Below are 14,095 nucleotides of genomic sequence, written 5' to 3'. Positions count from 1 at the left end.
ATCTTTTGTGGCGCAGGCCACCCTCGGACGCCACGCGCGGCGGCAGAACAGCCGCAAGGACATACCCCCAGGGTGTCTTGCGTATACCCCATGGGGTATGTATCGTCGTGGAACACCCCGACACCGGGAACCCGATCGACAAGGAGAGCAGCATGCTTCTCGAGCGCATCTACGACGAAGACCTCGCCCAGGCCGGTTACTTCATCGGCTGCCAGGCCAAGAACGAGGCGATGGTGGTGGACGCCCGCCGCGACATCCGCCAGTACCTGGACCTCGCGGCCCGGCACGGCATGACGATCACCGCCGTCACCGAGACCCACATCCACGCCGACTACCTGTCCGGCACCCGTGAGCTCGCGCAGGCCACCGGCGCGACCGCCTACGTCTCCGGCGAGGGCGGCGACGACTGGCAGTACGGGTTCGAAGCGGAGCGCCTGCACCACGGTGACCAGCTCAAGCTGGGCAACATCACCGTCGAGGTCGTGCACACCCCGGGCCACACCCCGGAGCACCTGTCGTTCCTCATCACCGACGGCGCCTTCGCGGACAGCCCCGGATACATGCTGACCGGCGACTTCGTCTTCTCCGGAGACCTCGGCCGACCGGATCTGCTCGACGAGGCCGCGGGTGGGGTCGACACCCGCTTCGAGGGCGCCAAGCAGATCTTCCGCAGCCTGAAGGACTCCTTCGTCACCCTGCCGGACCACGTCCAGGTCTTCCCCGGCCACGGTTCGGGCAGCGCCTGTGGCAAGGCCCTCGGCGCGCTGCCGTCGACCAGCGTCGGCTACGAGCGCCGCTTCGCATGGTGGGCCGGGTACGTCGAGCGTGACGACGAGCAGGGCTTCATCGACGAGATGCTCGACGGACAGCCGGACGCGCACGCCTACTTCGGCCGCATGAAGCGGCAGAACAAGGAGGGCCCCGCGGTGCTGGGCGCACTGGCCCCGCTCCGCGAGTTCGGCACCCTCGAGCTGGCCGACGCCCTCGAAGCGAACGAGGTCGTCGTCGTCGACACCCGTGGCCAGGACGAGGTCCACGCCGGCACCGTCCCCGGGGCGCTCAACATCCCCGGCGTCGACAAGGCCGCGTCCTTCGGCGCCTGGGTCTACGACCCCGAGCGCGAGAACACGCCCCTGGTGGTCCTGGCCGAGGACGTCGAGATTGCCGAGGCGCTGCGCGATCACCTACTGCGGGTCGGCATCGACACGGTCACCGGGTACACGACCACCTTCGAGGGTCTGCCGATGACGACCCCCGAGATGATCGGGCCGGACGAGCTCGCCTCGTTCGACGCCGCGATGGTGCTGGACGTGCGCAACAAGACCGAGCACTCCGACGGCCACATCCCGGGCTCCGAGCAGCTCAGCGGCGGCCGGGCGCTGTGGAACCTCGACCGGCTCCCGACCGACGGACCGATCGTGACCTACTGCCAGAGCGGCGTCCGCAACTCGGTCGCGGCCAGCGCCCTGCGTCGCGCCGGTTACCGCGTGGTCGAGCTCGAGGGCAGCTACGCCGCCTGGTCCGAGCGCAACCTCGCGACCGTCTGACCGGTCGCGCCCACACCCGGGGGCCGGACACCCGCCCGGCCCCCGGGTCCGGTGGCGCCCGGCGCCACCACCCCGACACCCCCACACACCCCGAACAGTCAAAGGACATCGCTCCACCCATGCTCTCCACGCTCACGCACGCCCCGACCATCGCTCCCGCCGATCTGCGAGAGGCGATGGAATCGGACACCCCGCCCACCGTCATCGACGTGCGCTCCGGGGCCGAGTTCTCCTCGGTGCACATCCGCGGCTCCTACAACGTGCCGCTGCCCCTGCTCGCCGAGCACGGTGAGGAGTTCGCCACCCGCCTGCCCGGCCAGGTCGTCCTCATCTGCCAGTCCGGAAACCGAGCCCGCCAGGCGAACGAGCGGCTCGAGTCCGTGGGCGTCGACCCCGACTCGGTGACCGTGCTCGACGGCGGCATCGCCGGCTATGAGGCCGCCGGCGGCGAGGTCATCCGCGGCAAGGGCGCCTGGGCGATGGACCGGCAGGTCCGCATGGTCGCCGGCTCGCTCGTCCTGGCCGGCGTCACCGCCTCCAAGGTCGTCTCTCCCAAGTTCGCCTACCTCGCCGGCGCCATCGGAGCCGGGCTGACCTACTCCGCGGCGAGCAACTCCTGCGCCATGGCCGCGGGCCTGTCGACGATGCCGTGGAACCGTTCGGCCGACGAGCCGGGCCTCGGCGCCGTCCTGGACTCGCTGCCCGCCCGCTCCTGACCGATCCCACCCCGGCGCCCCCGCCGGAGAAAGGCACCTGACATGGAGATCACCACGATCATCGTCGTGGCCCTGGCCGTCCTGGTCGGACTGTCCCTGGGCCTGCTCGGCGGGGGCGGATCCATCCTGGTCGTCCCCCTGCTCACCTACATCGGTGGGCTCGACCCCAAGGGGGCGATCGCGACCTCCCTGTTCGTCGTGGGCGCCACCTCACTGGTCAGCCTCGTCGGCCACGCCCGCAAGGGCAACGTCCAGTGGCGTACGGGACTGATCTTCGGCGCCGCCGGCATGGTGGGCGCGTTCCTCGGCGGACTGGCCGGCGGCTACATCCCCGGCACCGTCCTCATGGTCGCCTTCGCGATCATGATGATCGCCACCGCCGGCGCCATGATCAAGGGACGCAAGGACCGCGACGGGCAGAGCAACGATCACCACCACCCGCTGTGGCGGATCCTGCTCGACGGCCTCGTCGTGGGCGCCGCGACCGGTCTGGTCGGCGCGGGCGGCGGCTTCCTCGTCGTCCCGGCCCTCGTCCTCCTGGCGGGCCTGCCGATGACCGCAGCCGTGGGCACCTCGCTGCTGGTGATCGCCATGAAGTCCTTCGCCGGGCTCGGTGGCTACCTCACCTCGGTGTCCCTGGACTGGCCGCTCGTCGCCGCGGTCACCGCCGCCGCCATCGCCGGCTCCTTCGTCGGTATCCGCCTCACCTCCGTGGTCCCCGAGAAGGCGCTGCGCAAGGGCTTCGGGTTCTTCGTCCTGATCATGGGCGCCTTCGTCCTGTCCCAGGAGCTACCCTTCCCCGCCGCGCCGATCATCGGTGGCATCGTCGTGGTCCTGGCAGCCGCCGCCGCGATCTGCGCATTCGGGTTCAGGGAACGCTGCCCTCTCCGGACCCCGCAACCGGCCGCCGCCAGCGTGGCCTGACACCGGCCCGGCCCGACGCCGGAAGACGATCCACCCCGACCGCACGGCCCCCGGCCGTGCGGTCGGGGTCGTTGGCCGAGGCGCCGCGGCGGTAGGCCCTGCGGTCGCAGCTGTTGGCCGTGCCGGCGCGGCGGTCGGCCGAGGCGCCGGTTGCCCTCCCACCGACGAGCCCGTCGGCGAAGCGCTTCTCGTACTCGGCCCAGGTGGCCGGCCATCGCGCCCCGGGGACGTTGAGCGTCGTCCCCGGGGGTCGCGCCATCTCGATGATGCGGTCCAGCTCGGCCTCGGTGAGCGGGGCCCCCCTCGCAGCGCCCGGAAGCATGCAAGGATAGGGTCACCTAACCAACCCAGGTCGAAGGAGAACGCCGTGACTCGCCCCCAGGCCCGCCCTCCGCTCACCCTCACGGTGCTGCGTACGGAGCCGGTTACCGCGCACCTCGTGCGGGTCGTCCTCGGCGGGGACGGCTTCGACTCGTTCGCCGCCCGCGCGGAGACGGACAGCTACGTCAAGCTCGAACTGCCCCACGCCGGGGAGACGGTCGTGCGCACGTACACCGTCCGGCGGGTCGACGCGGACGCGCGCGAGATCTGGATCGACTTCGTCGTCCACGGTGACGAGGGTGTCGCCGGTCCGTGGGCCCGGTCCGTCGCACCCGGCGCCCGGGTCGCGGTGCGCGGCCCCGGCGGCGGGTACCGGCCGGACCCTGAGGCGGATTTCCACCTGTTGGCAGGTGACGAGACCGCTGTGCCGGCGATTGCGGCAGCGTTGGAGTCGCTGCCGGAGAACGCTACGGGTGCCGTGTTCCTCGAGGTGCCCGACGACGACGACGAGATCCCGATCACCGCGCCGGCGGGCGTGGAGATCACCTGGGTGCACCGCGGAACCTCCTCGGCGGACGCCGGCCCCGGGATGATCGACGGCGAGGCACCGCTGATCGACGCGGTCCGGGGCATGCCGTGGCCGGACGGGGACGTGCAGGCGTTCGTCCACGGCGAGGCCGAGACGGTGATGAAGCACCTGCGCCCCTATCTGCGCACCGAGCGCGGCATCCCCGCCGCGCGGGCGTCGATCTCGGGATACTGGCGGCGCGGGCGCTCGGAGGAGAGCTTCCGCACCTGGAAGCGGCAACTGGCGGAATCGGAGGAGGCGCCGCAGCAGCCCGTGAGGTGAGTCCGGGCTCACCATGACCGGGCGACCCGGTAACCTCATGTGCCAGCACCGTTCGCATCCGGCCCCTCGCGTGAACACCGTGAGGCCCAGAAGGCACAGACAAGGGCATGGCATATGGCATTCTCACGCGCGAAGCTCATCACCGGACTGGTCGCCACCTCGGCACTCGTCCTCGCAGGTTGCTCGAGCGGTGGTGAGGACGACGCCGCCGGTGGTGGCGGCGAGTCCTACCGCATCGGCATCAACCAGCTCGTCCAGCACCCGGCCCTCGACTCCGCCACGGCCGGCTTCAAGGAGGCCTTCTCCGAGGCCGGCGTCGAGGTCGAGTTCGACGAGCAGAACGCCAACGGCGAGCAGGGCACCGCACTGACCATCGCCCAGCAGTTCGCCTCCGACGACCTGGACCTGGCCCTGGCCGTGGCCACCCCGGCCGCCCAGGCGATGGCTCAGAACATCACCGACGTGCCGCTGCTGTTCACCGCGGTGACCGACCCGGTTTCGGCGGAGCTGGTGGACTCGATGGAGGAGCCGGGCGCCAACGTCACGGGCACCTCGGACGCCGCCCCGATCGAGAAGCAGCTCGAGCTGCTCAAGGAGATCGTCCCGGACGCCGAGCGCATCGGCATCGTCTACGCCTCCGGCGAGGTCAACTCGCAGGTCCAGGTGGATCAGGCCCGTGAGGCCGCGGGCCCGCTGGGCCTGGAGATCGAGACCCAGACCGTCACCACGGTCAACGAGATCCAGCAGGCCGTCGAGGCCCTCGGTGACGTCGACGCGATCTACGTCCCCACGGACAACATGGTCGTCTCGGGCATCGCCTCGCTGGTCCAGGTCGCCGAGGGCAAGCAGATCCCGGTGATCGCCGCGGAGTCGGGAACCGTCGAGGGCGGCGCCGTCGCCACCCTCGGCATCGACTACACCGAGCTGGGCCGCCAGACCGGCGAGATGGCACTACGCATCCTGCGCGACGGTGAAGACCCGGCCACCATGCCCGTGGAGACCGCCACCGAGTTCACCTACGTGGTCAATGAGGACGCCGCCGAGCGTCAGGGCGTGACGATCCCCGAGGACATCCTCGCCGAGGCTGAGAAGAAGTGATCGGGACCGTCGAGGTAGGCCTCATCTACGGGGTCATGGCGCTGGGGGTCTACCTGACCTTCCGCGTGCTCAACTTCCCCGACCTCACCGTCGACGGCAGTTTCACCACGGGCGCCGCGACGGCGGCCATGGGCATTCTCGCCGGCTGGAACCCGGTGCTCGCGACCCTCGCGGGTTTCGGCACCGGGTTCCTCGCCGGCACGGTCACGGGATTGCTGCACACCAAGGGCAAGATCGACGGCCTCCTCGCCGGTATCCTCACCATGATCGCGCTGTGGTCCGTCAACCTGCGGATCATGGACGGCGCGAACATCCCGCTGCTGCGCAGCGACACCGTGTTCACGCCCCTGAAGGACGCCGACCTGCTGGGCGAGTGGCCCGGGGTGGCCATCCTCGCGGTCGTGGTCCTGCTGCTCGGGTTGGTCGTCCTGTGGTTCCTCACCACCGACCTCGGTCTGTCCATCCGTGCCACGGGTGACAACGGCCCCATGATCTCCTCGTTCGGCGTCTCGACCGACTTCACCAAGACCCTCACGTTGGCCCTGTCGAACGGGTTCGTGGGCATGTGCGGCGCGCTCATCGCCCAGTACCGCGGTTTCGCCGACATCTCGATGGGCATCGGCCTCATCCTCGTCGGCCTGGCCTCGGTGATCATCGGGCAGGCCATCCTCGGCCAGCGCAAGCTTCTGCTCGCGGTGCTCGCCGTGATCCTGGGCGCCCTGCTCTACCAGCTCATCATCTTCGCGGCCCTCCGCGTCGGCCTGGATCCCAACGACATGAAGGCCGTCACGGCCATCCTCGTCGTGGTCGCGCTGCTGCTGCCCCGCTGGAAGGGCGCGGGCGGACGCTTCGGACGCAAACCCACCGCCCCGGTCGCCGCCAACGAACGTGCGGCGGCGGGAACCGGGACCGCCGTCGCCGCCGGACCCGAGTCCGCCGGCGCCGCCGCGACCGGCACCAAGGAGGCGTGACGATGCTGACCGTCACCGGAGTGTCCAAGACGTTCTTCCCCGGCACCGTCAACGAGCGCCGGGCGCTGCACGACCTCAGTCTCACGCTCGCCGAGGGCGACTTCGTCACGGTGATCGGTTCCAACGGCGCCGGCAAGTCGACACTGCTCAACGCCGTCTCCGGGCGGTTGCTCGCCGACAGCGGGAACATCGAGATCGACGGCACCAACGTCAACCGCCTGCCGCAGCACCGGCGCGCCAAGTACGTCGGCCGCGTCTTCCAGGACCCGCTCGCCGGGACCGCGCCCAACCTCACCATCGAGGAGAACCTGTCGCTCGCGCTGCTGCGCGGCCGCCGGCGGGGGCTCGGCCCGGGTCTGAGCAAGAAGCGCCGTGGCCGGTTCGCCGAGCAGCTCTCCATGCTGGAGCTCGGCCTCGAGGACCGGCTCACCGCCAAGGTCGGCCTGCTCTCGGGCGGACAGCGGCAGGCGCTGTCCCTGCTCATGGCCGGGTTCACCCAGCCGCGCATCATGCTGCTCGACGAGCACACGGCGGCCCTCGACCCGCAGCGTGCGGAGTTGGTCACCACGATCACCGAGCGCATCGTCCGCGAGGGCGGTCTGACCACCCTCATGGTCACGCACAACATGGAGCAGGCCATCCGCCTGGGAAACCGGCTCATCATGATGCACGAGGGCCGGATCGTCTACGAGGCCGACGCCGCGACCAAGTCCGCGCTCACCGTGCAGGACCTGCTGCGCGAGTTCACCAACATCAAGGGCGCGACCCTGTCGGACCAGGCCTTCCTCGGCTGACCCGCCCCACCCGCCGAGCGCGCCCGCGCCGGCGGCGGCCCGACCAGGCCCCGCTGGCCGCCACCCCGACCGGGCCCCGCCGCCGACCGCCCGACCGCTCGTCGAGCAGAGGAATTCGCACACCCGCTTCTCGGGCGATACGCGCGAGATCCTCTTCTCGGCGCGCGTGGTGCTGTGGGCAGGGGTGCGACTCAGCGGTCGACGGGGGCAGCGGCCTCCCAGCCGTCGCCGCTGCGGCGCACGAGCCCCATCTGCTCGAACTCCTCGAACCAGCCCGGGGCCGGCCAGTCACCCCAGCGCTCGGCGTAGTGGGCGCCGTTGCGCAACAGGTCGGCAAGGTGGTCGACCGGCGGATCGGCGACCGGGTGCCACCGGTGGTAGGCATGGGCGCCGGCCACGAGCAGCACCGGCACGCGGCGGTACAGCAGCCTGCGCCCGAAGTCGGTGTCCTCTGCGCCGTAACCGGTGAAGGCCTCGTCGAACCCGCCGAAGTCCGCGCGTAGGCGCGCCCACAGCGCCGGGCGCAGAGCGAACGACAGGGACCAGAACATCCCGAACTCGTCCGGCTCCAGCGCGCGGGTGCCCCGGGCCGGGAACGGGCGTGCCGGGTGCGGGTCGGTGAAGGCCGGCAACTCGGCGGGGTCGGGGGCACCGGCGGACTCGGGCAGGTAGGTGACCGGGCCCAGGCCCACGGCGCCGTCGGGCAGTTCGGAGTAGTACCACCCCAGGTCGGGGCCCGGCATGCAGTCGACATCGAGGAAGACGATCAGCTTCGCGCCCAGCTCGGCCGCTCTGTCTCCGCCGAGATTGCGGCTCCGGGCGACGGGCAGGTCGGGGCCGGCCTCCAGCTCCACGACCTCGACACCGTCAGCGGCGAGTTCCTCGGCGAGGTCGGCACTGCCCGGCCGCTCGGGCAGGACCACGACGTGCCGGGCGCCGGGCAGGTTCTGGGCCATCGCCCGACGTTGTGAGCGGAGGTGCTCGGCGCGACCGGGCGTGCAGACGGTCACCACCGCGATCGACGCGGCGGCGGTCACAGCGCGGCCTCCGCCGCGTGACGGGCCCCCTGGCCCGCCGCGTGACGGGCCCCGTGACCGGCCCCCTGGCCCTCCGGCTCGTGACCCGAGGCGACCGCGGTGAGCACGCCGGCCAGGCGTGCGGCCGCACCGTCGACCTCCCACGCCTCCCGCAGGCCCGACCCGGCACCCGGGGTCGAGCGGGCGCGCCCGAGCGTGCGCCGGATCGAGTCGACCAGCTGGTCGACCGGGTCGTCGCGGCCCACGACCTCCGCCAGCCCCAGCGTCCGGAGGGTGTCGGCGGTGGCGTCCTGCTCGCCGAAGGGGCGCTCCTCGGGAGTCACGACGACGTGGGCGTCGGCGGCGGCGAGGTCGGCGATCGAACTCTGCCCGGCGGCGGTGATCACCACGTCGGCCCGGCACAACTCCTCCCACGGGTCGGCCACCCAGCGTCCGCCCGGCCCGCCGAGCGAGATCCACTCGACGTCGCCGAGTAGCCCGGGAACGGCGTCCCAGCGGGCGTCGTGGCCGGCGCCACCGGAGCCCCGCAGATGCAGGATCCTCGGTCGGCCACCGCCCCGGGCGCCCGGGTCGGGAGCGCGGTCGGCGAAGCGCGAGACCCCGCCGACGGGCACCAGCGGGCGGTCCGCCCCTGCGGGGGCCGGCGCACCGGCGGCGCGCGGCCACCCGGCGACCAGGGCCGAACACACCCCGTGCGCGAGGACGTGCGGGGCGTCGTCGCGGCGGCCCGGCAGCACGGTGGTGACCACGGGCGTCCCGGTCAGCCGCGCGGCCAGGGTCACCTCGACGGAGATGTCGCTCCAGAACACGTCCGGCGCGGTCCGGTCGATCCACCCGGCGATCATCGCCATGCGCTGACGGAGCCCGGTCTGCCCCAGCGGCACCCAGTGCAGCCTGCCCCCGGCGGTCGGGTCCGCCACCGGCCCGGCCTCGTCGTAGTCCAGTGGGAGCGGGAGGACCCGGATCCGCCCGGGGACGGGATTGGCGTCGTCGCGGATGCGGGCGGAGGTGAGTATGGTGACCTCGTCGTCCAGGTCGGCGGCAACCGAGAGCGCCCGCTGCACGTGGCCGTTGCCCTGGTGGTGGGCGTAGATCCCGATCACGACGCGGCGCCCACCAGCAGCCCGCGCAGGCGGGCTTCGAGCAGGTCGATGCGGGCGTCGTGGGAGAACGCGGCGGCGGCCGCGCGGGCGGTCGCGGCGCGGTCCAGCGTCAACGCGGCGGGGATGCCGGCCGCGAGGGCGGACGCGGGGTCACGGCCCGGTTCGACGAGCACGACGCCGGGTTGGCCGCTGAGGATCTCTCGGATGCCTCCACGCGCCAGTGCCACGACCGGGGTACCGCAGGCCAGCGCCTCGACGGCGGTGAGCCCGAACGGCTCCTCCCAGCACGGGGTCACCAGTGCGACCGCGGCCGAGGCGACGAGCGGGACGAGCGCGTCCCGACCGAGCGGACCGTGGTAGCGCACGCTGTCGCCGGCGTCGCGCAGCCGGGGCGCGAGCATCCTCTCCATGTACCGGTCGTCGCCGACCCGGCCGGCCAGGTCGAGCCGGAGCCCGGTGCGCCGGGCCGCCTCGACCGCCAGGTGCGGGCCCTTCTCCGGAACGATCCGGCCGGTCCACACGGCGCGGGGACGGTCCGTGGGCCGGGTGCCGACCCGGGAGGTGCGCCCGGCGACCGGTCGGGCCGCAGCGGTGGTACCGGCAGCGGTGGCACCAGCAGCGGCGGTACCGGCAGCGGCGGGCCGGAAGGTGGAACGGGCCCCAGTCCGCCCGGCAGCCCCGGCCCGGGGCTGCCACACCTGCAGGTCCACGCCATTGGGCAGCACCTCGGCGCCGTGTGGCACCCGCCAGGACCCGAGCACGGAGTTGCTCACCGCGAGCACCCTGCCGGTCGCCGACCCGAGCCGGTCGAACGCCTCCTGCATGGGCGCCAACTGCGGGCAGTGCAGGGTCGTGATCATGGGCGTGTCCATCTCCGCCGCTCGGACCAGCGGGACGTGCGACAGGCTGTGGTTGAGCACCACGTCGAACCGGGACACCGCCACGTGGTCCATGAGCCGCTCGAACTCCGCGGCGTCGGCCTCGTACCCGCCGGGCGGGTAGTAGCTGTCGCCGCGTCCGGTGGCGGCGGCCAGGGTGGTGAACTCGAAGCGACGGTCGTGGCCCTCGCTGCCGGCGGCGGCGTAGAGCGTGACGCGGTGCCCGCGTGCGCGCAGCGCCCGCACCTCTTTGGCCACCACGACCTCGAGCCCACCGGCGTACGGCTCCCGGATGGGGAACCGCGACGGGCCGATCACTGCGATGTCGAGTCGATCCTCGCTACGGGCGTCCACGGTCCCCTCTCGTCTCGTCGCCCCCGGCGGGTGCGGGTGATGTCGGAACCTCTGATAGTGGCCCCCCGGGGGGCCCTCCGCCACCGCTGGCCACCCCCGGCGCTCACCAGCCGCCGAGCACCCTCTCGAGCCGCACCCCTGAGCCGTCGTCGTCGACGCCTCGGACCCCGGCGTGCGATGCCGCGACCGCGGTCGGCTCGGGTGGCTGCTCGCCCCAGTGGAGTTCGCGTGCGAGCGCCCGCGAGCTTCGGACCTCCGCGAGGCTGTAGCCCTCGTCGTCGTCCAGGGTCACGCTCCCCACCGGTGGGCACAGCGCGCGCAGGCGCCGCGGGTCGAGCGCCCCCGGCGCACAGGGACGGAGGATGTCGACGAGGACGGGGGGACGACGACGAGGGCCCGCGCCCGGCGTACCGGGCCGCCACCACCGACCGCGCGTCCCGAGGGTCACCCGGGGGTCATCGGCGAAGAGTCGGGCGACCACGGCGGCGTCGGGTGTGGCGGGGTCGACGGTCACGGCCACGTCGCCCCAGGCGAGCAGGGAGAGGCAGGTCGCGGCGGTGGAGCCGGTCCCGGCGAACTCGGGGCTGCCGGCGTGGACGTGGACCGCGACCGACGGCAGGGCGAAGATCCCGGCGGCCGGCCGGGTGAGCGGCGAGGCGATGAGGCCGGCCAGGAGGGCGGACTCGGCGTTCTTCTGGGCGAGTTTGCGCGCGAGTCGGTCGGACTCGTCGCGGTGATCGTCCGCGTGACCGCCGTCGGTGTGGTCGGCGTCGGCGCGGCCGGCCCAGTCGGGGCCGTCGTGCCAGGCCACCGCGTCGGGGAGGTAACGCAGGCGGCCGCCGGCCTGTTCACAGCGCCACGCCAGGTCCCAGTCCTCGCCGCCGTAGCCGACGATGTCCGGGTCGAACCCGCCGGCGAGGTCGTAGAGGCGGCGGTGCAGGCCGCACGCCGCGGACAACACCCCCCGCCACAGATCCTCGCCGCGGGTGAGGTCCGCCGTGTTCGCGTAGAACGCCGCAGGCCAGGCGGGGTCGGGGAGGATCTCGGCCGGTTCGACGGTCGGCTCGGCCCCGGTCCGGGTGACGGCAAACCGGCCGTACCGCCGGCGGCCCACTGCGAGCAGGTCCGGGTGGCCGTCCAGCGCGGCGCACATCGTCGCCACGAAGTCGGGCCCCGGGACGGTGTCGCCGTCGAGGAACAGCAGGAGGTCGCCGTCGCCCGCGCAGGCGCCGAGGTGGCGCGCTGCCGAGGCGCGGAAGCCGCGATCATCCTGGCGCACGACGGTGACCTCGGGCGGGACCACCGGCGCGGTGCGAGAGCCGTCGTCGGAGACGATGACGCGAACGGTCCGTCGGGGGTCGCTCTGGTGGCGCAGCGCCGTGAGGATCCGGTCGAGCATCGGCTGGTCCTCGTAGAACGGGATCACCACGTCGACACTCTTGGGGACGTCACTGCTCGGGACGTCACTGCTCGGGACGTCACTGTTCGGTGCGTCAGTGCTCGCGGAGTCTGTCATGCGAGCCATCCCTCCCACGCCCGGCGGTACGCCCCGCCGAGCTCGGCCATCCCCGATGGTGCCGCCTCGCGACGGGTGGGGGACGGGTCGTCGAGGAGTCGGCGCAGGTCGCCGGCGAGATCCGCCCCGTCGGTGATGAGCAGGGAGCCGGGATGCCGGCGCTCCATCTCGCGGGTGTAGTCCGAGTCGTAGACCAGGGGGCGTCGCCCGGCCGCGGCCCAGGTGTTGAGCGACCCCGACGCCGACACGTTCCGGAACAGGGCGACGGGCACGGTGACCTCGCCGAGGACGCGGGCGAGGTCGTCGTCGTCGATCCGTCCAGTCACCTCCACGCCGCCACCGGCGGCCCGGACGGTCTCCAGCGCGGCGTGGACGTAGTCGTCGTGCCCCTCGGCGGGCGTCCCCAACAGGCGTAGTGACACGGCCTCGTCACCGGCGTCGGCGAGCGCGGCGACGGCGTCGGCCACCACGTCGACGGCCTTGCCCGGGTGCAGGAATCCGAACACCCCCACCGACCGGGCGTCGGGGGTCAGGTCGGCGGGCGGCGCCAGGTCGGGGACGGGCAGCGGGATCACCGCGTCGACGGCGATGTCGGCCACCGCGCAGAGGTGACGCTCGTGCTCGGAGCTCACCACGACGAGCCCCGCCGCCGCCGCGATGCGCTGGTAGGCCCGCGTGCGCCGCCGACACCGCTCAGCGCCCTCTGCAGGCTGGGGGACGTCATGCAGGGTGACCGCGATGCGGCGGCCGCGCGCCAGATCCTCCACGGTCATCGCGGCGTCGTCAGCGGTGGCGCCGAAGAGGGAATCGGTGATGTGCAGGTGGACCGGCGCGCCGGGTCGGGCGTCGAGTACCTCGCGTACCCCGGCGACGTCCGCGACCTCGAGCACCTCCGTCCCGGCCGCGCGGGCGCACTCCACCGCGAACCGGGTCACCCCGTGTTCGGGCGGCCCCAGGGCGAGTGTGATCGGTGCGATCGTCAGCGGCGCGCGCTGCTCGCCGGCATGCCCTCTGCTCACCTCAGCCCCAGCATCTCGATGCGGGCGGCGTGCCGACGCAGGCCCTCCTCCACCACTCCGGGCGTGGCCGCGTACCAGTCGAGGTGGGCGTCGACGATCTCGCGGCTGGGCACCGGGACGCCGTCGACCAACCACTCTCCCGAGCGGGCGCCCCCGGCGACATCACCGGTCTCCACGCCGAGCGCCCGTGCGACGGTCGACTCCACCGGCGCGCGCGTGCCGCCGAGGGGCTCGCGGTCGCCGATGCGGGGCGGGTCGGTGAGCAGGCCTGCGGGCAGGCGCTCGATGATGCGGTCGAACACCGTGGCCAACGTGTGCCGGTCGGGGTGGTTGATGGTGTGCCAGCGCGGGGCACCCTCGAGGAGGTCCGAGGCGACCAGCGTCCCGTGGGCCTGCTCGCGCACGCGCAGCGCCTCCACCGACTCGGTGGCCGAGGCCCGCGCCTGCTCGGGGGTCGGAGCGGCGTCGAGAACGCTCCGGTCGCCGGTCGCGGCGGCGACGATCGCCCGCAGGTCGTGGTACGGCGCGATCGGCGGGACCAGGGAGCGGTCATGGGGTGGGCGGACCAGCACCTGGTACGGATGCAGTCCGGCGTACCGCAGGACGGGGGTCAGCACGACCGTGGCCGAGGCCGGCAGGCGCGCGGCGAGCTGGCGGTGTCCGAGCGGCAGGTCGCGGTAGTCGTCGCGAACGGGTTGGACGATCAGCACGTCCGTGCGGGCGAGGTCCGTCTCCAGGCCGGGCAGGTCGTCGGCCGTCATCTCGTACACCGGCCGCACGTCCACCACCCGGACCTCCGCGGAGGTCCGGAGCAGGTCGCGGTAGACGTCCGCCTGGCAGTTGCCGATCACCATGACGGTCGGGAGGTCGGGGGTGCTCACCGGGCCGAGCGTATGCAGGGGCCCAGGTGGCGGCAACCGGCGGGCGTGGCACGGTGGCGGGGTGAACACTGGCTCCTCTCCGGTCC

Annotated in this window: 14 protein-coding genes; 7 read left to right on the top strand and 7 right to left on the bottom strand. The window is 72.9% G+C overall.

Annotation, left to right across the window (positions count from 1 at the left end):
* Positions 1–152: 152 nt before the first annotated feature.
* The 3 genes from CK206_RS11950 (at position 153) to CK206_RS11940 (ending at position 3,187) form a co-directional block, all read left to right on the top strand.
* Positions 153–1,547, top strand: a complete 1,395-nt coding sequence (locus CK206_RS11950; protein ID WP_096907424.1) for an MBL fold metallo-hydrolase — start codon at positions 153–155, stop codon at positions 1,545–1,547.
* A 119-nt stretch (positions 1,548–1,666) separates the two neighbouring features.
* On the top strand, positions 1,667–2,263 hold the full coding sequence (locus CK206_RS11945) for a rhodanese-like domain-containing protein (protein ID WP_096906533.1): 597 nt from the start codon (positions 1,667–1,669) through the stop codon (positions 2,261–2,263).
* Positions 2,264–2,305: 42 nt separating this feature from the next.
* Entirely contained in the window at positions 2,306–3,187 is an 882-nt protein-coding gene (locus CK206_RS11940; RefSeq protein WP_096906532.1) for a sulfite exporter TauE/SafE family protein, read from the top strand.
* On the opposite strand, the gene CK206_RS11935 is transcribed toward CK206_RS11940, so the two are convergent.
* Positions 3,132–3,509 (bottom strand): oxygenase MpaB family protein, encoded by a 378-nt coding sequence (locus CK206_RS11935; RefSeq protein ID WP_096906531.1) that lies wholly within the window; start codon positions 3,507–3,509, stop codon positions 3,132–3,134. The two genes, CK206_RS11940 and CK206_RS11935, sit on opposite strands and share 56 nt — an antisense overlap.
* 45 nt (positions 3,510–3,554) lie before the next feature.
* Here CK206_RS11935 and CK206_RS11930 point away from each other — a divergent pair, with 45 nt between their 5' ends.
* From CK206_RS11930 to CK206_RS11915, 4 genes are all read left to right on the top strand, one after another.
* Positions 3,555–4,358, top strand: a complete 804-nt coding sequence (locus CK206_RS11930; protein ID WP_096906530.1) for a siderophore-interacting protein — start codon at positions 3,555–3,557, stop codon at positions 4,356–4,358.
* Positions 4,359–4,472: 114 nt separating this feature from the next.
* Complete coding sequence (locus CK206_RS11925; RefSeq protein ID WP_096906529.1) at positions 4,473–5,456, top strand: ABC transporter substrate-binding protein; 984 nt, start codon at positions 4,473–4,475, stop codon at positions 5,454–5,456.
* Positions 5,453–6,427: an ABC transporter permease gene (locus CK206_RS11920; protein WP_096906528.1), complete on the top strand. Its 975-nt coding sequence runs from the start codon at positions 5,453–5,455 to the stop codon at positions 6,425–6,427. The genes CK206_RS11925 and CK206_RS11920 overlap by 4 nt, the downstream gene beginning before the upstream one ends.
* A 2-nt stretch (positions 6,428–6,429) precedes the next feature.
* Positions 6,430–7,221, top strand: coding sequence for an ABC transporter ATP-binding protein (locus tag CK206_RS11915; RefSeq protein ID WP_067712961.1), 792 nt, complete (start codon positions 6,430–6,432; stop codon positions 7,219–7,221).
* A gap of 191 nt (positions 7,222–7,412) precedes the next feature.
* Here CK206_RS11915 and CK206_RS11910 read toward each other — a convergent pair whose 3' ends face one another.
* The 6 genes from CK206_RS11910 to CK206_RS11880 all read right to left on the bottom strand — a co-directional run bounded on the left by CK206_RS11910 (position 7,413) and on the right by CK206_RS11880 (position 14,009).
* Positions 7,413–8,258, bottom strand: coding sequence for a glycosyltransferase family 2 protein (locus CK206_RS11910; protein WP_096906527.1), 846 nt, complete (start codon positions 8,256–8,258; stop codon positions 7,413–7,415).
* Positions 8,255–9,361: a glycosyltransferase gene (locus tag CK206_RS11905; protein WP_143337733.1), complete on the bottom strand. Its 1,107-nt coding sequence runs from the start codon at positions 9,359–9,361 to the stop codon at positions 8,255–8,257. The genes CK206_RS11910 and CK206_RS11905 overlap by 4 nt, the downstream gene beginning before the upstream one ends.
* A complete protein-coding gene (locus CK206_RS20395; RefSeq protein WP_254050567.1) occupies positions 9,358–10,593 on the bottom strand; it encodes a glycosyltransferase in 1,236 nt (411 codons plus the stop codon). The genes CK206_RS11905 and CK206_RS20395 overlap by 4 nt, the downstream gene beginning before the upstream one ends.
* A gap of 103 nt (positions 10,594–10,696) precedes the next feature.
* On the bottom strand, positions 10,697–12,109 hold the full coding sequence (locus CK206_RS11890; RefSeq protein ID WP_096906526.1) for a glycosyltransferase: 1,413 nt from the start codon (positions 12,107–12,109) through the stop codon (positions 10,697–10,699).
* Positions 12,106–13,128, bottom strand: coding sequence for a hypothetical protein (locus CK206_RS11885; RefSeq protein ID WP_254050566.1), 1,023 nt, complete (start codon positions 13,126–13,128; stop codon positions 12,106–12,108). Before CK206_RS11885 ends, CK206_RS11890 begins: the two co-directional genes overlap by 4 nt.
* Positions 13,125–14,009, bottom strand: a complete 885-nt coding sequence (locus CK206_RS11880) for a WcbI family polysaccharide biosynthesis putative acetyltransferase (protein ID WP_069389054.1) — start codon at positions 14,007–14,009, stop codon at positions 13,125–13,127. Before CK206_RS11880 ends, CK206_RS11885 begins: the two co-directional genes overlap by 4 nt.
* Positions 14,010–14,095: the final 86 nt, after the last annotated feature.

This window comes from Dietzia sp. WMMA184 (genome assembly GCF_002441635.1).
GTDB lineage: Bacteria > Actinomycetota > Actinomycetes > Mycobacteriales > Mycobacteriaceae > Dietzia > Dietzia kunjamensis.
The sequence above is the reverse complement of the archived record's forward strand: the minus strand, read 5'-3'. Positions and strand labels throughout refer to the sequence as shown.